Source organism: Limimaricola sp. G21655-S1 (genome assembly GCF_027213785.1).
Classification (GTDB): Bacteria; Pseudomonadota; Alphaproteobacteria; order Rhodobacterales; family Rhodobacteraceae; genus Limimaricola.
Genome location: NZ_JAPWGO010000017.1, coordinates 61,077 through 82,622 on the forward strand (window position 1 = coordinate 61,077; position 21,546 = coordinate 82,622).

Below are 21,546 nucleotides of genomic sequence, written 5' to 3' on the forward strand. Positions count from 1 at the left end.
CGGGCCCGCCCCGGGCTTCGGGCTGGACCCGGCCCGCCCGCGCCATATCTCCCGCCTCTGACGAGGCGGGAGATCGGCCATGAAGGATTGCATCATCGTGGGCGGCGGTCCGGCGGGGCTCACCGCCGGGATCTACCTCGCCCGGTTCCTGCGCGACACGGCGCTGTTCGATGCGGGCCGGCCCCGCGCGCATCGCATCCCGCGCACCCGCAACCTGCCGGGCTACCCGGACGGGATCGAGGGGCCGGAACTGCTCGACCGGATGCGCCGCCAGCTCGATCCCTACGATGTGGAGATCTGCCGCGACCACGTCACATCGGCCAGCCGCATCGATGGCGGTTTCCGGGTCGAGGCCGATGGCGGCGCGCTCGAGACGCGGACGCTGATCCTTGCCACCGGCGTCACCAACCGCCCGCCGCAGATCCCCGAGGAGATCCATGACGAAGGGGTGGCGCGCGGGCTGATCCGCTATTGTCCGATTTGCGACGCTTACGAGGTGCGCGGCAAGAAGGTGGCGATCCTCGGCTCGGGTCCGCACGCCGTGGCCGAGGGCCGCTTCGTGCGTCACTACGCCGAGGACGTGACCGTGGTGCGTCCCGAGCACGCGCCGCTCGACGATGACGGCGAGCGGGCGCTGTCCAAGGCGGGGCTGAAGATCCTGCCGTCGCATCGCCGCGAGATCCGGCTCGACGGTGACGAGATCGTGGTCAAGATGCAGGATGGGCGCGAGGCCCGTTTCGACACGCTCTATGTCGCGCTCGGCACCGATCCGCATTCCGATCTCGCCCGCGACCTCGGCGCGGATCTGACCGAGGCGGGCTGCATCCCGGTCGACGCGCATTGCGAGACCAGCATCGAGGGGCTCTTCGCCATAGGCGACGTGATCGCCGGGCTCGACCAGATCGCCTATGGCATGGGTCATGCCGCCGTGGCGACCACGGCGATCCACAACCGGCTGCTCGGGGGCTAGCTCAGTCCTGCGCCCGGAGCACCTGCGCGGGCCGCACCTTCAGGGGCCGCCAGGCGAAGCCCAGCCCCGCCAGCAGGCTCGCCAGCGCGCCGCCCAGCACGATGCCCATGGCCGAGGACCAGATCACCGAGAAATCGGTCTCCATCACGAAACGCGCCACGGCCCAGCCGCCGAGCACGCCGGCGCCGAGCGCCACCAGCCCGGCCGCCGCCCCCAGAAGCGCCGCGCGCAGCGCGAAGCTCGACAGGATACGGCGACGCGACGCGCCCAGCGTCTTGAGAATCGCCGCCTCGTAGGTGCGCGACCGCTCGCCCGCCGCCGCCGCGCCGATCAGCACCAGGAAACCGGTGAGCAGAGTGGCGGCGGCGCCGTAGCGGGTGGCGGCGGCGATGCCGTCGACCACCCGGGTGACCTGCGCGATGGCGTCGCGCACCCGGATTGCGGTGATGTTAGGATAGGCATCGGCGAGGTCGCGCAGGATCGCCGCCTCGGCCGCTTCCTCGGCATAGACCGTGGCGATCCAGCTATGCGGGGCACCGGCGAGGGCCGAAGGGTTCATCGACATCACGAAAGCGATGGCCGCCGAGCCGAAATCGACGCGGCGCAGATTGGCGATGGTCGCGGTCACGTCGCGGCCCAGCACGTTGACGGTGATCTCGTCGCCGATGCCGAGTCCGATCTCCAGCGCTTCCTCCTCGGCGAAGCTCACCAGCGGCGGGCCCGCGTAGTCCTCGGCCCACCATTCCCCCGCGACGATCTCTTCGCCATCCGGCGGCGTGGCGGAATAGGTCAGGCCGCGATCGCCATGCAGCACCCAGTGATCGGCGACCTCGCGCGCGGCCCGGCCGTTGATCTCGCTGACGATGCCGCGCAGCATCGGCGCGCTGTCGACCCGGCTGACCTGCGGATCGTCGTCGAGCCGGGCCCGGAAGCCCTCGATCTGATCGGGCTGGATGTCGACGAAGAAATAGGCGGGCGCGACCTCCGGCAGGTCGTTCTGGATCGCCCGGCGCAGATTGCCGTCGATCTGGCCCACGGCCGCCAGCACCGACAGGCCGAGCCCCAGAGACAGCACCACCGAGCCGGTCTCGCCGCCGCGCTTGCCGATCGCACCGAGCGCCAGCCGCAGGCCGGGGCGTCCGCGCAGGCCGCGGCCGAAGCGGCGCGCCAAGGCCTGCACGCCGAGCGCGGCGAGGGTCAGCAGCAACAGCGCCCCCGCAATGCCGCCCGCGGTCGAGAGGGTGAGCTTCCACGTGCCCGAGAACAGCACCGCCGCGCCCAGAAGCACCGCCAGCAGCCCGAGGATCGCGCCCATGTAGCGCCGCCGGGGCAGGGCGCGGCCCGCCCCCATCGCGTCGCGAAACAGCGTCGCGGCCCGCACGTTCTCGGTCCGCGCCAGCGGCCAGAGGGTGAAGATCATCGCGACCAGCGCGCCGTAGAGCGCCGCCTCGACCAAGGGGCGCGGATAGATCGCGAACTCCGCCGGGATCGGCAGCCGCGCGGTGATCAGCGGCGCCAGCGCGAGCGGCACCGCGATGCCCAGCGCCAGGCCGATGGCGAGGCCCAGCAGGGTCAGCGCGCCGATCTGCAGGAAATAGGTGAGGAAGATGGTGGCGCGGGTCGCGCCCAGCGTCCTGAGCGTGGCGATGGTCGCGGTCTTGCCCGCGAGATAGGCACGCACCGCGGCCGAGATGCCGACACCGCCCACGGCAAGACCCGACAGGCCGATCAGCACGAGGAAGGAGCCGAGCCGGTCGATGAAGCGCTCGGTGCCGCCGGCGCCGCGCCGCGCATCGCGCCAGCGCAGCCCGCTGCCCTCGAACCGGCTCTCGGCCTCGTCCTCGAGCGCCTGCAGATCGGCTTCGGGCGGCAGGTCCAGCCGGTAGGCGGTCGAGAACAGCGTGCCCTCGGCCAGAAGCCCCGATTCCGACAGGTCATCGGCCAGTACCAGGCTGCGCGGTCCCAGACCGAAGCCGCCCGCCGCGCTGTCGGGATAGCGCGCCAGCACCGCCATCAGCACGAAGTCCTGCGTGCCGAGCCGCAGCCGGTCGCCGGGCAACAGCGCCAGCCGGTCGGCCAGCGCCCGCTCCACCACGATGCCGGGCAGGCCGTCCGCACCCGCGAAGGCCACCTCGATCGGCATTTCCGGTTCGAGCCGGACCTCGCCCACCAGCGGATAGGCCCCGTCGACGGCGCGGATCTGGGTCAGGGCGCGCTCGGTGCCGTCATCGCGTTCGACCACCGCCATGGAGCGGAAATCCACGGTTTCCGAGACGGTGGTCGCGACGCCCTGCATCCATTCCAGCTCGGCCGGATCGGCATAGCGATAGGTCAGCTCGATCTCGGCATCGCCACCGAGGATCGCGGCGCTCTCGCGCTCCAACCCGGCCTGGATCGCCGAGCGCACCATGCCGACCGCGGCGATCGCGGCGACGCCCAGCGCCAGACAGGCAAGGAAGATGCGAAAGCCGCGCAGCCCGCCGCGCAGCTCGCGCCGCGCGAGGCGGGCGGCGAGACCGGCGCTCACGCCGCCACCCGCCCGTCGGTGAGCCGCACCACCCGGTCGCAGCGCTCGGCCAGCTCGGGCGCGTGGGTCACCATCACCAGCGTCGCGCCGTGCCGGTCGCGCAGGTCGAACAGCAGGTCCATGATCTGCGCGCCGTTGGCGGCGTCGAGATTGCCGGTGGGCTCGTCGGCAAGCAGGATCTTGGGATGCGGCGCGGTGGCGCGGGCCAGCGCCACGCGCTGCTGCTCGCCGCCCGAAAGCTGGCCGGGGTAATGCCCGGCGCGGTGGCCGAGGCCGACGGCCTCCAGCTGCGCCTCGGCGCGGTCATGCGCATCGCGCAGGCCGGCGAGTTCGAGCGGGATCGCGACGTTTTCCAGCGCCGTCATCGTCGGGATCAGGTGGAAGGATTGGAACACCACCCCCATATTGTCCCGGCGGAACCGGGCCAGCGCGTCCTCGTCCAGCGCGGTGAGATCGTGGCCCAGCGCCGCGACCGAGCCGCCGGTGGCGCGCTCCAGACCGCCCATGAGCATGAGGAGAGACGACTTGCCTGAGCCACTCGGACCCACCAGCCCCAGGGTTTCGCCCGGCGTCACGTCGAGCGTGATCCCGTGCAAAATCTCCACCGGCCCCGCATTGCCCGAAAGCGTCAGTTCGGCATCCTTCAGGGAGAGAACGGGTTCGGTCATTCGGAGGGCCTTTCTTCGCGCACGCCCCGAGCGATATGGCGTGGCGGCGGGGATGCGCAAGCTGTTGCTCCCGCTGCTGATCGCCGCAGCCCCGCTCGCGGCGCAGGCCGAGGAGCTGGTGATCGCGGCGCTGGGCGACAGCCTGACCGCCGGATACGGTCTGCCGCAGGGTGAGGGGCTGGTGCCGCAGCTGCAGGAATGGCTAGATGCCGAGGGCGCCGACGTGCGGCTGATCAATGCCGGGGTTTCGGGCGACACCTCGGCGGGCGGGCTGGCGCGCACCGACTGGACGCTCACGCCCGAGGTCGACGCGATGATCGTGGCGCTGGGCGGCAACGATTATTTGCGCGGTCTCGACCCTGACGAGATGCGCGCCAACATCGACGGCATCCTCGACAAGGCCGAGGCGGCCGAGGTCGAGACGCTGCTGGTGGGGATCAAGGCGGGGCCGAACTACGGCGCCGATTACGCGCAGGCCTTTGACGCCGCCTATGCCGATCTCGCGCAGGAGCACGAGGTTCCGCTCTATCCGGATTTCTTCGCGCCGCTGCAGGAGGGGCGCGGCGTCGACGAGGCCCGGCGCGCCTATCTGCAGCCCGACGGCCTTCACCCCAATGCCGAGGGCGTGGCGCTGATCGTCGAGGCGCTGGGGCCGGAGGTGCTGGCGCTGGCCGAGCGGGCGCGCGCGGGTGAATCGCGGGCCGAGCTGCGCTAGACTTCTCCCATGGCAACAGAGGGAGGTTCATGCCATGTCCGTCGCCAAGGTCACGGAAATCATTGCCGCCTCGCCAGACAGCTTCGATGACGCGGTGAAGAAGGGGATCGAGCGCGCATCCGAGACGCTTTCGGGCATCACGAGCGCTTGGGTCTCGGAGCAGAAGGTCGCGGTGGAGGGCGGCCGCATCACCGAGTATCGCGTCGCGATGCGGGTCACCTTCATTCTCGAGGATTAAAGGGAGCCGGGCAGCCGCAAGCCGGTCCCGGAAAGCTGACCTTAGACGAAAACGGGCGCGGCCAGCGCCGCGCCCGTTCGAAATTCCTGGCGAAGGGACCGGATCGGCCCCCGCGTCTTACATCGGCTTGAGGTTCACCGCCGATTCGCGGCCGTCGCGACCGGCTTCGATGTCGAAGCTGATCTTCTGGTTGTCGGCGAGGCCGGTCAGGCCCGAACGCTCAACGGCGGAGATGTGGACGAACACGTCCTTCTTGCCGCCATCGGGAGCGATGAAGCCGTAGCCTTTGGTGGTGTTGAACCATTTCACGGTGCCGGTAGCCATCGTGCTGTCTTCCTTAACAAGTACCCGCTCGCGGAATTGCAGCGGTCTTCGGCTCTGTCAGTGCTGATCGAGGGACTGAGGCCGTAAAGGAGACAGTGGTCGATAGAGGTAACGTCGCCTTGTCCAGTTAACCCGAATCGGCCAGAAAATCAATTCGCATTCGGAGGCGTCGCAGCCGGGCCGGCGGCGCGTCGCGCGCCCCGCGGCAGCGCGGTCCGGCAGTCCCGAGGGAGTGATGAAAAGCGAGATCTGCATCTGGCGGACCGATGGCACGGTCACGCGGCGCCTCTCCTGCGCGGGCCGGATCGAGGCCCCGAACTGGTGCGCCGATGGCGCGATCCTTGTGAACGCCGATGGGCGCCTTTGGAGACTCGCGCCGGGGGCGGAGCGGCTGGAGCCGGTCGAGACGGGCTTCGCCACGCGGCTCAACAACGACCACGCGCCGGCGCCCGACGGCTCGGTCATCGCGATCTCGGACAAGGTCGAGACCGGCGCCTCCTGCATCTATCTCGTGCCGATGACGGGCGGTGCGCCGCGCCGGCTCACGCGGCAGGTGCCCTCGTGGATGCATGGCTGGAGCCCCGACGGGCGGCAGGTGGTCCATGCCGGTGCGCGCGATGGCGGCCCCGTGGGGATCTACCTCACCGATGTGGAGACCGGGGCGGAGCGCTGCGTGACCGCCGGTTTCGACCATGCCGACGGGCCGGATTTCTCGCCCGACGGGCACTGGATCTGGTTCAACGGCGAGCGCGACGGCGCGGTCGATATCTGGCGCATCCGCCCCGACGGCACCGGGGCCGAGCGGATGAGCGGCGGGCCGGGCGTCGACTGGTTCCCGCACCCCTCGCCGGATGGCCGCCACGTCGTTCACCTGCGCTACCCGCCGGGCACCGAGGGCCATCCCGCCGATCTCGAGGTGGCGTTGTGGCTGATGCCGCAATCGGGCGGGGCAGGACGCGAAATCGTGCAGATGCGCGGCGGCCAGGGCAGTATCAACGTGCCCTCATGGGCGCCCGATTCCTCCGGCTTCGCCTTCGTGAGGTACCCGGCATGAGCACGGGCTGGCCGCAGGCACGGGCGGGGCAGGCGATCGGGCTTCTGGGCGGGTCGTTCGATCCGGCGCATGAGGGGCACATGGCGATCACGCTTGAGGCGATCCGGCGGTTCCGGCTGGACCGCGTCTGGTGGCTGGTCAGCCCGGGCAACCCGCTCAAGCCGCGCGGCCCGGCCCCCATGGCGCAGCGGATCGCGCAGGCCGAGCAGGTGGCACAGCACCCGAAAGTCCGTGTCACCGACATCGAGGCGCGGCTCGGTACCCGCTACACCGCGCAGACCATCGCGCGGTTGAAGGCGCGCTACCCGGGCGTCGATTTCGTTTGGCTGATGGGGGCCGACAATCTCGTGCAGCTGCATCGCTGGCAGGATTGGCGGCGCATCGTCGAAACGGTGCCGATGGGCGTCTTCGCGCGGCCCGGCGACCGGCTGGCGGCGCGACTGTCGCAGGCGGCGCGGGTCTATCGCGGGGCCCGGCTGCCGATGCACGCGGCCGAAGGGCTGGCGCGCGCCCCGGCCCCGGCCTGGTGCTTCGTCAACCTGCCGATGTCGGCCGCTTCCTCGACCGCGATCCGCGCCGATGGCGACTGGCCGGGCGGCGGCTGAAAACTTGCGAAACCGTGAGGCGCGGGGCGTTGTCTCAGCCCGCGCGCGCGCTCTATCTAACGGGTATGAAAGCACGACTGACCCGACGCGGGCTGCTCATCGGCGGCCTTTCCATGGCCGCCTCCGCCACGATGGCGCAGCCATTGACCTCATTGCGCCCGCAGGCCCGGCCCGATGGCGCCGTGGCGCTCGATGCGCAGCCCTCCGGGCTGCGTCCGAAGCTGCGCGATTCTACCGCTCGCTTCGTCGAGGAGGCGCGACTTGGCGGCCGGACCGGCTTTGTCGCACTCGATGCCCGCACGGGCGAAATCCTCGACCAGCATGACGCCTATACGCGGCTGCCACCCGCTTCGGTGGCCAAGGCGATCACTGCGCTCTACGCGCTCGAGGCGCTCGGGAGCGATTTCCGCTTCGAGACCACGCTCTTGGCCACCGGGCCGATCGAGAACGGCATCATACAGGGCGACCTCGTGCTCGCCGGGACCGGTGATCCGACGCTGGATACGGACGCGCTGGCCGAGATGGCGCTCGAGCTCAAGGCGAAGGGCGTGCGCGGTGTCGCCGGCGGGTTCGTGGTCTGGGGCGGCGCGGTACCGCAGCAGAGCCAGATCGACCCGGTGCAGCTGCCGCATCTGGGCTACAACCCGGCGGTCTCGGGGCTCAACCTCAACTACAACCGCATCTATTTCTCGTGGGCGCGGTCGGGCGGCGACTACGAGCTGTCGCTCGATGCGCGTGGCACCAATACCCGCCCCGAGGTTTCTCTGGCGACGATGGAGGCGGTGGATCGCGGCACGCCGGTCTACACCTACGCGCAGAAAGACGGCGTCGACGTCTGGACCGTGGGCCGCCGCTATCTCGGCGACAGCGGCTCGCGCTGGCTGCCGGTGCGCCGCCCGGCGCTCTATGCGGGGCAGGTCTTCGCGGCGCTGGCCGAGGAGCAGGGGATCGAGCTCGGGACCGTCTCCGAGGCGGCCACGGCGCCGCGCGGCACGGTTCTGGTGCGGCACCAAAGCGCCGATCTGACCAAGCTGATCCGCGACATGCTGCTCTATTCGACCAATCTGATCGCCGAGCAGATCGGCCTCGCGGCCTCGGTCGCGCGCGGCACCGGCGTGACCGACCTGCCCGGATCGGGACGGGCCATGTCGGACTGGGTCGAGGCGCGCTTCGGCGCGGCGCCGGACCTCGTCGATCATTCGGGGCTGGGCGGCGCCAGCCGGATCAGCGCCATGCAGATGGCCAAGATCCTCGCCACGCCGCAATCGCGCGAGGAGCTGCGGCCGCTGCTGAAGTCGATCCGCCTCTTTGGCCCGCGCGGCGAGGCGCTACCGCGGCCGCCGGGCGTGGTGGTGGCCAAGACCGGCACGCTCAACTTCGTCAGCGCGCTGGCGGGCTACGAGCGGACGCTGGGCGGGCGCGACATCGCCTTCGCGATCTTCTCGGGCGATGTCGCGCGCCGGATCGACGCGCAGGACGAGGAGGAGGAACGCCCCGAGGGCGCGCGGACCTATAACAGCCGCGCCAAGTGGCTGCAGCAAAGGCTGCTGCAGCGCTGGGGCATCGCCTATGCGGCCAAGGCGGAAACCACCAACTAGGGCCCGAGGGGCCCGCGCCGGGGCCCGCCCGTCAGATCCGGGCGCCCCGGCCGCGCGGCCCCATGAAGAACCACACGATCAGACCCAGCACCGGCAGGATCAGGATGGCGAGCGTCCAGAGCACCTTCTTGCCGGTCGAGGCGGATGAGGTGATGACGTTCCAGATGGCGTAGAGGTCGAGCAGGAAGACGATCAGTCCGAAGATGCGCATGGCACGGCCCTTTCATGGCTATGCCCGCTGAACGCGCATCCCGCCCGGCGGGGTCCGCTCAGACGGTGAGATGCCGCGCCCGCGCGCCGCGCTCGATCGCCGCTGCGTGCAGCCGGTCGATCTTCAGCTCGTAGCGGATCTCCTCGAGCATCCGGCCCTCGCCCTCGGTGACGTTGCCGTCGGCGGCCGCCACGTCGCAGGCCAGCGCGTAGGCGGTCTCGTAGAGCCGCTCGGGCAGCGCCTCGCGGATCAGCCCGAACAGCGCGTCGAGCCCGTCCTCCTGTTCCAGCAGGTCGAACACGGTGCTGGCCATGCCCGAGAGGTCGTCGCCGTAATCGGCGAAGACCGGCAGGTGGTTGACCATGTTGGAGATCTTCACGAGTTCCGAGGTGCGGATGTTCTCGTCCGAAGCCGAGACGGCGATCATCAGCGCCACCAGCGCATCCTGCGCGGTCAGGGAAGGGGTGTCGCTCATGGGTCTGGCTCCTTGCATTCAGGGGCCAATTTATTGACGCCGTGACCCCCCCGCAATAGGAGAGCCGGGATCATTCCCAAGAGGTGACACGATGTCCGAGATGCGCGACGCGGCGATGCAGAGCAAGGCCTGGCCCTTCGAAGAGGCGCGCGCGCTCTTGAAACGGCTGGGCGGCAAGGACCCCGAGAAGGGATACGTGCTGTTCGAGACCGGCTACGGTCCCTCGGGGCTGCCGCATATCGGTACCTTCGGCGAGGTGCTGCGCACCACGATGATCCGCCGCGCCTTCGAGGCGATCTCGGACATCCCGACGCGGCTGGTCTGCTTCTCGGACGATCTCGACGGCATGCGCAAGGTGCCCGAGAACGTGCCGAACCAGGAGATGATGCACGAGAACCTGCAGCGGCCGCTGACCTCCGTGCCCGATCCCTTCGGCACGCATGACAGCTTCGGCGGACACAACAACGCCATGCTGCGCCGCTTCCTCGACACCTTCGGCTTCGAGTACGAGTTCATCTCGGCGACCGAATTCTATCGCTCGGGCAAGTTCGACGACACGCTCAAGCTCGCCACCGAGCGCTATGACGACATCATGGCGATCATGCTGAAGAGCTTGCGCGACGAGCGGCGCGAGACCTATTCGTGCTTCCTGCCGATCCACCCCGAGACCGGCCGCGTGCTCTACGTGCCGATGAAGCACGTCGATGCCAAGGAGCACACCGTCACCTTCGACGACGAAGATGGCCGCGAGTGGACGCTGCCGGTGACCGGTGGCAACGTGAAGCTGCAGTGGAAGCCCGATTTCGGCGCGCGCTGGGCGGCGCTCGGCGTCGATTTCGAGATGTATGGCAAGGACCACTCGACCAATACGCCGATCTATGACGGGATCTGCAAGGTACTGGGCGGCCGCGCGCCGCACCACTTCACCTACGAGCTGTTCCTCGACGATCAGGGCCAGAAGATCTCCAAGTCCAAGGGCAACGGCCTGACCATGGACGAGTGGCTAAGCTACGCCTCGACGGATTCCTTGAGCTACTTCATGTATCTCAAGCCCAAGACCGCGAAGCGGATGCATTTCGACGTCATCCCCAAGATGGTGGACGAATATCACCAGCAGCTGCGCGCCTATCCGGGGCAGGATCTCAAGGCGCAGCTCGCCAACCCGGTGCATCACATCCACCAGGGCGAGGTGCCCGCCTCTGACATGGTGGTGCCGTTCCAGATGCTGTTGAACCTCGTCTCGGTGTCGGGCGCCGAGGACAAGGACACGCTGTGGGGCTTCATCCGTCGCTACGCGCCCGAGGCCGGCCCCGAGACGCATCCCGGCCTCGACGCCGCGGCGGGCTTCGCGATCCGCTATTACGAGGATCGCGTGAAGCCGACCAAGACCTACCGCGCGCCCACCGACGAGGAGCGTGCCGCGCTCGAGGACCTGCGCGCGCGGCTCGCCGCGTGGGAGGACGGGGCGGATGCCGACGGGCTGCAATCCGAGGTCTTCGCGGTGGGCCGCGAGCGGGCGTTCGAGCCGATGCGCGCCTGGTTCAAGGCGCTTTACGAGGTGCTGCTCGGCGCCTCCGAGGGGCCGCGCTTCGGCGGCTTCATCGCGCTTTACGGCGTCGAGAACACGATCGCGCTGATCGACCGGGCGCTGGCGGGCGAGCTCTCCGCCTGAGGTCACGGGGCCCTGCGCGCGGCACTTGAGGGGCTGTGCGCAGGGGCTTCCGGCGCTACCTGCGATCCTTGGTTTCGCGGCGCCACTGCCGCCATGTTTCCACGATCCGCGCCGCCACCTCGTCCGGTGCCTCACCGAAGAGCCTGCGGGCCGGCGGCATCGCCTGCGCCACCAACTCCCCCTGTCGCCGCGCCGCCAGCGCGCAAAGCGCGTCGCGTGCCGTCTCGTCGCGCGGCAGGGCGCGCTCGGCGACGAAGCCGCACAGCGCGTCGAGATCGTGGTGATCGCCGATCAGCGTCGCCAGCCGCTTGGCGGTCTTTTCCCGGGCGCCGATCATCTGGGACCAGGCCGGGCGCAAGAGCCGCATCTGGGCGCGGTGATCCTTGGCCCGCTTGCGCAACTTGTGCAGCCGCTCCGGTGTCGGGTCGCGCTCGGCCGCCTCGAGTGCCGCGTGGCCGCGCCGCAGCGTACGCGCCAGCCCCTCGCGCAGCAGGTCGCGCCCCTTGCCGCGGATATCCCATTCGCCGCTGCGACGCGCCGTCTCCTCGAGCGCCGCAACCATGGCGTCGAGATCAGCCCCTGTCCCCCGATCGGCGGCGCGCGCCTCGCGATGAAGCGCGCTGCGCAGCCCTGCGAAGGCGCGGCGGTTGAGTTCGTCCGCGTAATGATCGATCAGCGCCTCGAACGTCTCGACCCTGACGGCGGCGTCGCGATGCCCCGACAGGGTGCGGGCCGCGTCGCGCAGACGGCCATTCGCCGATTTGAAATCCGCCATTCCGGGCCGCGCCAGCCGCAGCACGGCGCGCAGCTTGCGCGCGTCCTTGCGCAGCGCATGGACAGCCTCGTCGGGCGGTAGCGTCGCGAGCTTGCCGCTTGCCCGGTCGCCGCGCTCGGACATGATCCGGCGCAGCGTGGCCTTCAGGCTGGCATCTTCGGGCGTGATCCGAAACGGCATGGCTTCTCCGAAGGGTGATGGAATAAAACCATGGCGTTACATGGCGGTTCCACAAACCGGTGCGGCGAAGGCCCGTCGGGTGAAACCTTGTTCCGCTCTCATTCGTATATAGTCCGTACGAACGGAGATCGAACGATGCGAATGGGTTGGGCGGCGCTGGCGCTCTTTGGAACGCTGACCGCCGCGGCAGTGGCACAGCAGGCAAACGAGATGACGATCCCCGAGGTGATCGGGGACCAGCTGTCCGACTTTACCGCGCGCGATCTCGACGGCGCCTTCGCCCATGCCAGCGAGATGATCCAGCGCCTCTTCGACAACCCGGAGAATTTCGGCCGCATGGTCGAGCAGGGCTACCCGATGGTCTGGGACAATGGCAGCGCGCGCTTCATGAGCCTGCGCGAGGAGAGCGATGCCTCGTTCCAGACGGTGTTGATACGCGATGCGCGCGGCGTGCCGCATCTGCTCGAATACCGGATGATCGAGACACCGCAGGGCTGGCGCATCGACGGTGTGACCCTTTTGGCCGCGCCCGGGCTGGGCGTCTGAGGCGTTGCGCGGCGGCGGTCCGGCCGCGCGGTGCATGACGGGCTCGTTCATGCAAAGACGGTAATCCTGTCTCCTGTCCGGTGGCCTTCGAGGCCGCACGGATGCGGACCGGGCGGGCCGGGATGGCGACGGGCAGGGGGGCCTTGTCGCCTTCGGCCCGCCGCAGCGACAGGGGCCAGACCGCCATGCCGATCTTGGATGCATTGATGCCGACGCCGTTCGCCGCAGGGCTGGAGGTGTGGTCGAGCGGCGACGGCACGCCCGGCTCGGACACCTATGCCCAGTCCGGCAGCGGTGTCTTCGTGCCCGCCGATCAGGATTTCGGCGACGCGTTGGAGATCCTCAAGACCGCGGCGGTCCAGAAGCTGCGCTACATGGGTGAGACGCCGATACGGCCCGGCCTCTACATCCGGGTGCGGGCGCGCGCGAAGGCCTTGTCGGGGCCGATGCCGGGACTGCGCATCGCCGGCTGGGCTGGCCGCGCCGATGGCACCCGGCTCGGCGGCGTTGAGGGGACGGGGCCCGCGACCCAGCTCGCCGCCTATGGCGAGGTGGTCGAGGTCTCGGCGATCATCGGGCCGGGGCGGCAGGCCGGGGTCGATCTGGTCTGGACCGGCGCCGATCTCGGGCATCTGGGCGTCGACCTCACCGGACCTTCGGGCGGGGTGGTGCGCCTCGACGATCTGGTGTTCGAGGATGTCACGCATCTCTTCGCGGCCGATCTCGCGGCGGTGGTCGATGTGCGCGATTTCGGCGCGCGGGGCGACGGCAGCGGCGACGACGCCGCCGCCTTCGAGGCCGCCGACGCGGCGGCGGGCGGCCGACGCATGGTGCTGGTGCCCGAGGGCCGTTATCGCCTGGCGAGCAACGTCACCTTCCGCAGCCATGTGCGCTTTGTCGGCACCGTGGTGCCGGTCGGCGCGGCCAAGCTGATCCTTCAGCGCGACTTCCGCTTCGGGGCCTATCTCGACGCGCTGGGCGATGAGGAACTGGCCTTCACCAAGGCGTTCCAGGCGCTCCTGAGCTTCTCGGACCACGACTCGCTCGATCTCGAGGGCCGTCGGATCGGCCTGTCGAAGCCCTTCGACATGGCTGCCGCCGTGCCCGACCGCGAGACCTTCGCCACGCGGCGGGTGGTGCGCAACGGCCAGTTCCAGCCGATCGACGGGGCCGCGTGGACACCGCGGGTGGTGCGGGCGCAGGCCAGCTATTCGCCGGCCAACCCGACCCGTCTCGCCGAGGTCGCCAACATTGCCGATATCGCGCCCGGCAGCCTCGTCACCGGCAACGGGGTGGGCCGCGAGGTCTATGTGAAATCGGTCGATGTGGCGAACCGGCGGATCACCCTGAGCCAGCCGCTGTTCGATGCCGAAGGGGTGCAGGTCTTCACCTTCACCCGGTTTCGCTACCTGATCGATTTCTCGGGTTTCAAGGATCTGAGCCAGTTCGTCTTCGACGACATCGAGTTCCAGTGCAGCGGTGTCGCCAGCGGCATCATCCTGCCGCCCGCCGGCCTCACCTTCCACCTGCGCGACTGCTTCGTGACCAAGCCGCGCGACCGTGGTCTCACCTCGCATGGTAGCGGCTGCCAGGGAATGATGATCGACCGCTGCCAGTTCCTCTCGAACGAGCAGGGCCTGCCGGTGGAGCAGCGGAAGACGCTGTGCTTCAACGCCAACGCCAACGACGTGAAGATCCGCGACAGCCGGATCGTGCTGTTCGAGCATTTCTGCGTGCTGGCGGGCACCGGCAACCTGATCTCGAACAACCACTGGTTTCACGGGGACTCGGAATCCGACGGCGTGCGCAAGGGGGGCATCATCCTGACCCGGCCCAACCCGGCGACGCTGATCGTCGGCAACTACATCGACAACAATTTCATCGAGTGGAGCAACGAGCATGACGAAAGCCCGGCGCTGGGTCAGCAGTTCAGCTTCGGCGGGCTGACGATCACCGGCAACATCTTCATCTGCACGGATGCGGCACGCTGGTTCAACTGGATCGTCCTCAAGCCGCGCGGACCGGGGCATTTCATCCACGGGCTGCACGTCACCGGCAACGCGTTCCGGGCCTTCAACGGATATGTCGACCGCGTCGAACGGGTCGATACCAGCTTCGCCGATCTCAACTATGGCCGGATGCGCGACATCACCTTCTTGGGCAACGCGTTTCACGGGGTGAACCAGCCGGTGCGCAACCCCGCCAGCCTGAGCCATGCGGAGCCCACGCCGGCGCGGATCTGGGTGGTCGATACCGCGCCGCATCTGCCGTTCGGCGGCCGGGCGCGGGTGATCGAGGCGGCGGTGCCGGTCGGGCGGCTCGCCGATGCCGCAGGCAAGAGCGTGCACGAGCTGCCCTGGATCGACCCCGAACACGGCAATGACCGGCGCAAGTTCCGCATCGTGTTCGATACCGCCGTGTCGGGAGAGATGCGCTGCAGCGTGCGCATGGATCGGCCCGCGTGATCGGCCCCTGCATATCGGGATTGCAGGAACCCGCAGGGGGGCTTGTGCGTCGTGCCGTGTCTGCCCGTGTTCTGCGGGCGTTGTTTCCGGAGCGGAAGATGACCAAAATGGCGACCCCGGCCGAACTGGCACGCACGTCGATGACTTTCTGGACTCTGATGGCCGAAACACAGGCGGTGATGGCATACCGCCTGATGGGGATGGCCGGGCTCTGGGCCGTGACCGGCACCGAGAACAACCGCATGGTGGATGAGAAGGGCCCGGCCTTCGCCGAGGCGATACTGGCGGGCAATCGGGCCATCTGGTCCGGCAAGCGCCCGGACCAGATCGCCATGGCGGCGATGATGCCGTTGCAGCGCCGTACCGCCTCGAACAACAAGCGTCTGGCGCGTCGGGGCCCGAACTTCCTGAAGATGAGCCGCTGACGGCCGGTTTCCGCCGGGGCCACGCTTGCCCCGGAACGCGCCGGCGCATCCATGGGTTGAGAGGGCGCACTCACCTCCCAGGAAAGGTCCAAAAGATGGACAACCGCTATTACACCATGCCGCTGCAGATGTGGCAGGCCGGTTTCAAGATGTGGAGCACCGCGTTCGACATGCAGATGTCGATGATGAACGCCTTTCTCCCCAAGGCCCGCGAGATGGCCGAAGAGGGTGCCGATCTGACCCAGGAGGCCGGCAACGCGGCGCTGGCCGGCAGCGACTTTGCCCGCAAGGCGGCGCAGAGCGTCGCCAATGCGAACGCCGGTAATCAGGACCGTGCCATGCCCGTCTGAGCCGATGGGTTCATGCGAACCTTGCGGCGTCGTGGCACCAGCTACGGCGCCGTTTTCGTATCGAGAAGAGGGAAGTTGGTGGAGTCGAGGGGGATCGAACCCCTGACCTCGTCATTGCGAACGACGCGCTCTCCCAACTGAGCTACGACCCCACTGGGAGCGTATCTGGCCCGACTCGGCGGCGGTGTCAACCGGGACCCTTCGAGTTTTCCAGATCGGCGCGCGACAGCTCGAAGGCGCGGCCGAAACCGCCGACTAGAAAGCCGTGGCTCACCTCCAGCCGCATCAGCCTGAAATCGGCGAAGTCGTAGTAGAGCGCGGCCTTCGGGTGCCAAGCGAGCCATTCGGGCTTCAACGCTTCCTTCTGCGCCATCGCGGCCCGCACGGCGAGGGTCAGGCGGGGCGCGGCGAGAGGGTCTCCCTCGGGGCCGGGCTCTCCGAGCAGCAGCGAGCAGTCGGGCCGGGCCTCGAGCGCGGCCCAGTGGTGTGACAGGGTCGAGACCAGCATCAGCAGGTCCGCGCCATCCGGGCGCAATGCCACGCGGCTGACCTGCGGCGCCCCGCTGGCGGGGTCGATCACGCCCAGCGCGCCGTGCCGGGCCGTGCCGAACAGGCGCTGGGCCTGCCGACGGGCGCCGTCATCGGTGGGGCGGACGAGATCTGCCATGCACGGAGCCTGTCGCGCGGGGCCGCGCCGATCAAGCCTCTAGAACCGCCACCAGGCCTCGAGCGTCAGCCCGCCGCCGCGATCGCCGGTCAGGGCGCGGGTGAGGCCGAGCCGCAAATCGAGCCCCGGTGTCGCGTGCAGTATGCCGGAGGCGCCGAGCTTGGCATAGGTGTCGCCCGAGAGCCCGTAGCCGACCTGGCCCTGCATCAGCCCGGTCCAGCGAGGGCTGAACTTGCGGCCCCAGCTCGCCTCGATCTTGGCCTGATGCGACAGGCGGGTGACGCCGAGCTGGCCCTGCGCGTCGAGCGCGAGCCAGCCATTCTCCAGCCCGCGCCCCCAATGCAGGCCGAGCCGGCTCGTCGCCTCCTGCGCGCCGTCGGGCAGCAGCGTCGTGCCCAGGCCCGCCGAGACCGCCCAGACATCCCCGGTCGCATCGGGGCGCCACGGCACGCGCAGCCAGGCGAAGAGGCTGCCTGCGGTGCCGGCATCGGCGGTATAGCCGTCGAGCCCGAGGGTCAGCCGCTCGGTCAGCCCGTATTCGAGATAGATGGTCGGGTCGTAATGCACCGGCCGGACCGCGTCGCCGAACAGGGCGACATTGCCGCCGAATGACAGGAACAGCTCGCCCTCCTCGCGGGGCCAGGCCCCGGCCCGGGCCATCGCGCCGGTCAGGACGATCACGAGCGACAGCAACACGGCCCGAATCATGCAGCCCCCCGGCGCAGCCCTCTAACAAGGCTGTACCGCAGAGGGTTAAGCCCGTCTTAAAGCCGCCGCAGCCGCCACAGATAGGCGGCACAGGCGGGGATCTCGCGCAGTGCCATCCGGGTCTGGGTGGCGATCCGCGCGCCGCCGCGCGGGGCGCTGCCACGCGCCTTAAGGCCCAGCCGCCGTGCCACCATCAGGGCCCGCGGCAGATGCGGCGCGTCCGTGACGATGATGACCCGCGATGCGCCGATCCGCCCGAGGATCGGCAGCGCGTTGCGGATGTTCTCCAGCGTGTCGCGCGAGGTGGTCTCGGGATGGATCGCGGTGTCGGGCACCTCGGCTTCCAGCAGCAGGTCCCGCATCGCCTCGCCTTCGCTCGGCGCATGCCGCCCGAGCCCGCCGCAGGGCACCAGATGCGCAACGCGGCCCGCGTGGTAGAGCGTCGCGGCATGCGTCGTGCGCCGTCGCAGCGTGGGCGAGGGGCCGCTTTCCCAGACGGCGGCGCCGAGGATCAGCGCGGCTGTGACGTCATTGGCCATCGGGGCTCCTTCCGGCTGTGGTCATCGAAACCGGCGCCGGGCCGCCGGTACCGCGATCCCCGTGCATCGTCGCCCCTTTCCCGGCCGACGTCTCGCGCTAGGCTCGTGCAGGCAACAAAGGGAGATGGCTCATGGAAGAGCTCTTGCAGGGCATCGGCGTCGCGGCGCTGGTGATACTCGCGCTGGTGGGGCTCGCCACGGGCTGGCTGGCGAGCAAGCTCGCGGGCGGGCGCAACATGGCGCTCTACATGATCGTCGGCGCGCTGGCGGCGATGGCCACGCCCTTCGTGCTGGCGGCGCTGGGCGTGACGCTGCTCGCGGCCGGTGGGCTGCTGGTGGTGGTGATCGTGGCGCTGATCGGCGCAGCGCTGGTGCTGGCGCTGGTTCGGGCAATCGCGAAATAGGCGCATCGGACCGGCAAGCCGCGCTCAGCGCGGCTTGCGGTTCTTAGTGCGCTGCACGTTGCCGCCGCGCTGGCCGGGTCGCCCGGCGGTGGAGCGGCCGGAGGATTTCACCGCCGCCTCCGAAGCGCGCTCGACCGCCTGCTGCCGGGCCATCGGGTCGTCCGAGACCATCAGATCGACCGCTTCGAGACGCTTCACCTCGTCGCGCAGCCGTGCCGCCTCCTCGAATTCGAGGTTCTCGGCGGCCTTGCGCATGTCGGTCTTGAGCCCCTCCAGCACCGCCTGCAGGTTCGCCCCCGCCATCGGCTTGTCGACCTTGGCGGTGACCCGGTTCATGTCGACATCGCCCTTGTAGAGACCGGCGAGGATGTCCTCGACGTTCTTCTTGACGGTGGCCGGGGTGATGCCGTGCTCGGTGTTGTAGGCGATCTGCTTCTCGCGCCGCCGCTCGGTCTCGGCCATGGCGCGTTCCATGGAGCCGGTGATCCGGTCGGCATACATGATGACGCGGCCCTCGGCGTTGCGCGCGGCCCGGCCGATGGTCTGGATCAGCGAGGTCTCGGAGCGCAGGAAGCCCTCCTTGTCGGCGTCGAGGATCGCCACCAGCCCGCATTCGGGAATGTCGAGCCCCTCGCGCAGCAAGTTGATGCCGATCAGCACGTCAAAGGCGCCGAGGCGCAGGTCGCGCAGGATCTCGATCCGCTCGATCGTGTCGATGTCGGAATGCATGTAGCGCACCTTGATGCCCTGCTCGTGCAGGTACTCGGTGAGGTCCTCGGCCATGCGCTTGGTCAGCGTGGTGCACAGCGTCCGATACCCCTTGGCCGTGACCTTGCGGATCTCGTCGAGCAGGTCGTCCACCTGCGTCTTCACCGGCCGGATCTCGATCTGCGGATCCAGAAGGCCGGTGGGACGGATCACCTGCTCGGTGAAGACGCCGCCCGCCTGTTCCAGCTCCCAGGCGGCGGGGGTGGCCGAAACGAAGATCGATTGCGGCCGCATCGCGTCCCACTCCTCGAACTTGAGCGGGCGGTTGTCCATGCAGGACGGCAGGCGGAAGCCGTGCTCGGCCAGCGTGAACTTGCGCCGGTAGTCGCCGCGATACATGCCGCCGATCTGTGGCACCGAGACATGGCTCTCGTCGGCGAAGACGATGGCGTTGTCGGGGATGAACTCGAATAGGGTGGGGGGCGGCTCGCCCGGTGCGCGCCCGGTGAGATAGCGCGAGTAGTTCTCGATGCCGTTGCAGACGCCCGTCGCCTCCAGCATCTCGAGATCGAAATGCGTGCGCTGCTCCAGTCGCTGCGCCTCGAGAAGCTTGCCCTCGCCGACGAGCTGGTCAAGCCGGGTCTTCAGCTCCGCCTTGATGCCCTTGATCGCCTGCGCCATGGTCGGGCGCGGCGTCACGTAGTGGCTGTTGGCATAGATGCGGATGCGGTCGAACTCGTCCGTCTTCGAGCCAGTGAGCGGGTCGAACTCGGTGATGCTCTCCAGCTCGTCGCCGAAGAAGGACAGCCTCCAGGCCCGGTCCTCGAGGTGGGCGGGCCAGACCTCGAGGCTGTCGCCGCGCACCCGGAACGAGCCGCGCGCGAAGGCGGCATCGTTGCGCCGGTACTGCTGCGCTACGAGATCAGCCATCACGGCGCGCTGTTCGTAATTCTTGCCCTTGTGCAGATCGACCGTCATCGCGCCGTAGGTCTCGACGCTGCCGATGCCGTAGATGCACGACACTGAGGCCACGATGATCACGTCGTCGCGCTCCAGGAGCGCCCGGGTGGCCGAGTGACGCATCCGGTCGATCTGTTCGTTGATCTGGCTCTCCTTCTCGATGAAGGTATCCGAGCGCGGCACGTAGGCCTCGGGCTGGTAGTAGTCGTAATAGGAGACGAAATACTCGACCGCGTTGTCCGGGAAGAAGCCCTTGAACTCGCCATAGAGCTGGGCCGCGAGCGTCTTGTTCGGCGCGAGGATGATCGCCGGGCGCTGCGTCTCCTCGATGATCTTGGCCATGGTGAAGGTCTTGCCGGTGCCGGTGGCGCCCAGGAGCACCTGGTCGCGCTCGCCGGTCTCGATGCCGCCCGCAAGCTCGGTGATCGCGGTGGGCTGGTCGCCCGCGGCGCTGAACTCGGTCTGCATGCGGAACCGCTTGCCGCCTTCGAGCTTTTCGCGCCGTTTCACCTCGGGGGCGGGCGCGTGCAGGATCGGCATCTGTTCGGGCGAGTTGTTGTGCATGGGCGGACTCCTCGGGACCGAACCAATCTGGCCTCTTTTCGTTCCTGTGCAAGAGGGGTGCGGCGTCTTTGCCCGCTTGCATGGCGACGCCGTTTTGTCGATAACGCCGCGAGATCAGAAGGGACCAACGATGCGCGCACGGATCTACAGACCCGCCCGGACCGCCACCCAGTCGGGCACCGCCAAGACCGAGGCCTGGATCCTCGAATACGCGCCGGCGTCCAAGCGCGAGATCGACCCGCTGATGGGCTGGACCAGCTCGACCGACACCCAAAGCCAGGTCCGGATGTATTTCGACAGCCGCGAGGCGGCGGTGGCCTATGCCGAGAAGCACGGTCTCGACGCGATCGTGCAGGAGCCGCATGTGCGCAAGCACAACATCCGTCCCGGCGGCTATGGCGAGAACTTCTCGACCACCCGCCGCGGGGCCTGGACGCACTGACTTGTAAATCCGACGCAAGTTGAGGCGGTTTCGGGCTTAAGATCCGGCGAAGAGCACGGGCAACACAACATCGAGTGTCCGAGCGGACCGGATGCATAGACTTCTACCGAGGGCGGCCTGGTGGTCGCCCGTTTCGATTCAAGGGCCTGCCAACTTCGACTGCACCGCCCTGAACGCGGCGTCGGGCGTCGAGGACATGATGAGCTGGCCAATACTGTGGTTGCCCGTGTTGCGTCCGACGAGCGAAAGACAACGGCGCCCATCCTGCCAAGCGGTCTTCCCCGCTGCCCGGACAGCCGCTAACACGGGCCGGGTGATGGCCCCCACACCCTTGCACTCGGCCCGACATGGCATCAGGCGCAGGACACGGGGCCGACATGCTTCTGATCTCGATCTGGCCAATCTTTGCGCTGATCTGCCTCGGACATGTCCTTGCCCGCAGCGGCTTTCCGGGGGCGGGCTTCTGGCCGATGGCGGATCGGCTGAACTATTTCTTTCTGTTCCCGGCGTTGCTCGTTTCAAGCCTCGCCGAAGTGCCCCTGGACGATCCCGATCTTCTCTGGCTGGGCGGGGCCGCAATCGCGACGATCCTGACCGCCGCGGGCCTCATGAAGCTGCTGCCGCGCATCCGCCCGCTGCTCACCGCCCGCTTCGGCCCGGTCCTGCAAGGCGTGATCCGGTTGAGCTGCCCCGTCTGAGTGCTCCAGGTTAATTGTTAGTGCATGGTCGGCCTCCGGTCGACGGGCACGATGCTTT

General features: G+C 68.9%; 24 protein-coding genes and 1 tRNA gene. 14 read left to right on the plus strand and 11 right to left on the minus strand.

Annotated features, from left to right (window positions below):
• Window positions 1-79: 79 nt before the first annotated feature.
• Window positions 80-970 (plus strand): NAD(P)/FAD-dependent oxidoreductase, encoded by an 891-nt coding sequence (locus tag O4G76_RS15625; RefSeq protein ID WP_269398185.1) that lies wholly within the window; start codon window positions 80-82, stop codon window positions 968-970.
• A 1-nt stretch (window position 971) separates the two neighbouring features.
• Here the strand turns inward: O4G76_RS15625 and O4G76_RS15630 are convergent, their stop codons facing one another.
• Both O4G76_RS15630 and O4G76_RS15635 read right to left on the minus strand, forming a co-directional pair.
• Entirely contained in the window at window positions 972-3,497 is a 2,526-nt protein-coding gene (locus O4G76_RS15630; protein ID WP_269398186.1) for an FtsX-like permease family protein, read from the minus strand.
• Window positions 3,494-4,165 (minus strand): ABC transporter ATP-binding protein, encoded by a 672-nt coding sequence (locus O4G76_RS15635; protein WP_269398187.1) that lies wholly within the window; start codon window positions 4,163-4,165, stop codon window positions 3,494-3,496. Before O4G76_RS15635 ends, O4G76_RS15630 begins: the two co-directional genes overlap by 4 nt.
• Window positions 4,166-4,217: 52 nt before the next feature.
• On the opposite strand from O4G76_RS15635, the gene O4G76_RS15640 reads away from it, so the two are divergent.
• Window positions 4,218-4,880 (plus strand): arylesterase, encoded by a 663-nt coding sequence (locus tag O4G76_RS15640; RefSeq protein WP_269398188.1) that lies wholly within the window; start codon window positions 4,218-4,220, stop codon window positions 4,878-4,880.
• A 34-nt stretch (window positions 4,881-4,914) separates the two neighbouring features.
• The gene (locus tag O4G76_RS15645) at window positions 4,915-5,118 is read left to right on the plus strand and encodes a dodecin family protein (protein ID WP_085895531.1); all 204 of its coding nucleotides are present in this window, start codon (window positions 4,915-4,917) and stop codon (window positions 5,116-5,118) included.
• Window positions 5,119-5,235: 117 nt separating this feature from the next.
• Here the strand turns inward: O4G76_RS15645 and O4G76_RS15650 are convergent, their stop codons facing one another.
• Window positions 5,236-5,442, minus strand: a complete 207-nt coding sequence (locus tag O4G76_RS15650; protein ID WP_085895532.1) for a cold-shock protein — start codon at window positions 5,440-5,442, stop codon at window positions 5,236-5,238.
• A gap of 235 nt (window positions 5,443-5,677) precedes the next feature.
• On the opposite strand from O4G76_RS15650, the gene O4G76_RS15655 reads away from it, so the two are divergent.
• The 3 genes from O4G76_RS15655 to dacB all read left to right on the plus strand — a co-directional run bounded on the left by O4G76_RS15655 (window position 5,678) and on the right by dacB (window position 8,699).
• Window positions 5,678-6,496, plus strand: a complete 819-nt coding sequence (locus tag O4G76_RS15655; RefSeq protein WP_269398189.1) for a hypothetical protein — start codon at window positions 5,678-5,680, stop codon at window positions 6,494-6,496.
• On the plus strand, window positions 6,493-7,101 hold the full coding sequence (locus O4G76_RS15660; protein WP_269398190.1) for a nicotinate-nucleotide adenylyltransferase: 609 nt from the start codon (window positions 6,493-6,495) through the stop codon (window positions 7,099-7,101). The genes O4G76_RS15655 and O4G76_RS15660 overlap by 4 nt, the downstream gene beginning before the upstream one ends.
• A gap of 65 nt (window positions 7,102-7,166) precedes the next feature.
• A complete protein-coding gene (gene dacB / locus O4G76_RS15665; RefSeq protein ID WP_269398191.1) occupies window positions 7,167-8,699 on the plus strand; it encodes a D-alanyl-D-alanine carboxypeptidase/D-alanyl-D-alanine-endopeptidase in 1,533 nt (510 codons plus the stop codon).
• Between the two features lie 31 nt (window positions 8,700-8,730).
• Here the strand turns inward: dacB and O4G76_RS15670 are convergent, their stop codons facing one another.
• The gene (locus O4G76_RS15670; RefSeq protein WP_085895535.1) at window positions 8,731-8,910 is read right to left on the minus strand and encodes a PLD nuclease N-terminal domain-containing protein; all 180 of its coding nucleotides are present in this window, start codon (window positions 8,908-8,910) and stop codon (window positions 8,731-8,733) included.
• A gap of 58 nt (window positions 8,911-8,968) precedes the next feature.
• Window positions 8,969-9,385, minus strand: coding sequence for a tellurite resistance TerB family protein (locus O4G76_RS15675; protein ID WP_269398192.1), 417 nt, complete (start codon window positions 9,383-9,385; stop codon window positions 8,969-8,971).
• Window positions 9,386-9,476: 91 nt separating this feature from the next.
• On the opposite strand from O4G76_RS15675, the gene O4G76_RS15680 reads away from it, so the two are divergent.
• A complete protein-coding gene (locus O4G76_RS15680; RefSeq protein WP_269398193.1) occupies window positions 9,477-11,057 on the plus strand; it encodes a lysine--tRNA ligase in 1,581 nt (526 codons plus the stop codon).
• A gap of 55 nt (window positions 11,058-11,112) precedes the next feature.
• Here the strand turns inward: O4G76_RS15680 and O4G76_RS15685 are convergent, their stop codons facing one another.
• Window positions 11,113-12,012, minus strand: a complete 900-nt coding sequence (locus O4G76_RS15685; protein ID WP_269398194.1) for a CHAD domain-containing protein — start codon at window positions 12,010-12,012, stop codon at window positions 11,113-11,115.
• A 135-nt stretch (window positions 12,013-12,147) separates the two neighbouring features.
• On the opposite strand from O4G76_RS15685, the gene O4G76_RS15690 reads away from it, so the two are divergent.
• From O4G76_RS15690 to O4G76_RS15705, 4 genes are all read left to right on the plus strand, one after another.
• Window positions 12,148-12,558 (plus strand): DUF4864 domain-containing protein, encoded by a 411-nt coding sequence (locus O4G76_RS15690; RefSeq protein WP_269398195.1) that lies wholly within the window; start codon window positions 12,148-12,150, stop codon window positions 12,556-12,558.
• Between the two features lie 206 nt (window positions 12,559-12,764).
• Window positions 12,765-15,023, plus strand: coding sequence for a glycosyl hydrolase family 28-related protein (locus tag O4G76_RS15695; protein WP_269398196.1), 2,259 nt, complete (start codon window positions 12,765-12,767; stop codon window positions 15,021-15,023).
• Between the two features lie 98 nt (window positions 15,024-15,121).
• Window positions 15,122-15,448: an antifreeze protein gene (locus tag O4G76_RS15700; RefSeq protein WP_269398197.1), complete on the plus strand. Its 327-nt coding sequence runs from the start codon at window positions 15,122-15,124 to the stop codon at window positions 15,446-15,448.
• A gap of 95 nt (window positions 15,449-15,543) precedes the next feature.
• Window positions 15,544-15,798 (plus strand): hypothetical protein, encoded by a 255-nt coding sequence (locus O4G76_RS15705; RefSeq protein WP_269398198.1) that lies wholly within the window; start codon window positions 15,544-15,546, stop codon window positions 15,796-15,798.
• 76 nt (window positions 15,799-15,874) lie between these two features.
• Here the strand turns inward: O4G76_RS15705 and O4G76_RS15710 are convergent.
• From O4G76_RS15710 to O4G76_RS15725, 4 genes are all read right to left on the minus strand, one after another.
• Window positions 15,875-15,950, minus strand: a tRNA-Ala gene (locus O4G76_RS15710).
• A 35-nt stretch (window positions 15,951-15,985) separates the two neighbouring features.
• Entirely contained in the window at window positions 15,986-16,465 is a 480-nt protein-coding gene (locus O4G76_RS15715) for a pyridoxamine 5'-phosphate oxidase family protein (protein ID WP_269398199.1), read from the minus strand.
• 39 nt (window positions 16,466-16,504) lie between these two features.
• Complete coding sequence (locus O4G76_RS15720; protein ID WP_269398200.1) at window positions 16,505-17,161, minus strand: hypothetical protein; 657 nt, start codon at window positions 17,159-17,161, stop codon at window positions 16,505-16,507.
• Between the two features lie 68 nt (window positions 17,162-17,229).
• On the minus strand, window positions 17,230-17,712 hold the full coding sequence (locus O4G76_RS15725) for a YdcF family protein (protein ID WP_269398201.1): 483 nt from the start codon (window positions 17,710-17,712) through the stop codon (window positions 17,230-17,232).
• A 131-nt stretch (window positions 17,713-17,843) separates the two neighbouring features.
• Between O4G76_RS15725 and O4G76_RS15730 the strand changes: the two genes are divergently transcribed.
• Entirely contained in the window at window positions 17,844-18,116 is a 273-nt protein-coding gene (locus O4G76_RS15730; RefSeq protein WP_085895545.1) for a GlsB/YeaQ/YmgE family stress response membrane protein, read from the plus strand.
• 24 nt (window positions 18,117-18,140) lie between these two features.
• On the opposite strand, the gene uvrB is transcribed toward O4G76_RS15730, so the two are convergent.
• Entirely contained in the window at window positions 18,141-20,348 is a 2,208-nt protein-coding gene (gene uvrB, locus O4G76_RS15735; protein WP_269398202.1) for an excinuclease ABC subunit UvrB, read from the minus strand.
• Window positions 20,349-20,478: 130 nt separating this feature from the next.
• On the opposite strand from uvrB, the gene O4G76_RS15740 reads away from it, so the two are divergent.
• Window positions 20,479-20,790, plus strand: coding sequence for an ETC complex I subunit (locus O4G76_RS15740; RefSeq protein WP_085895881.1), 312 nt, complete (start codon window positions 20,479-20,481; stop codon window positions 20,788-20,790).
• A gap of 377 nt (window positions 20,791-21,167) precedes the next feature.
• The gene (locus O4G76_RS15745; RefSeq protein WP_269398203.1) at window positions 21,168-21,488 is read left to right on the plus strand and encodes a hypothetical protein; all 321 of its coding nucleotides are present in this window, start codon (window positions 21,168-21,170) and stop codon (window positions 21,486-21,488) included.
• Window positions 21,489-21,546 lie beyond the last annotated feature (58 nt).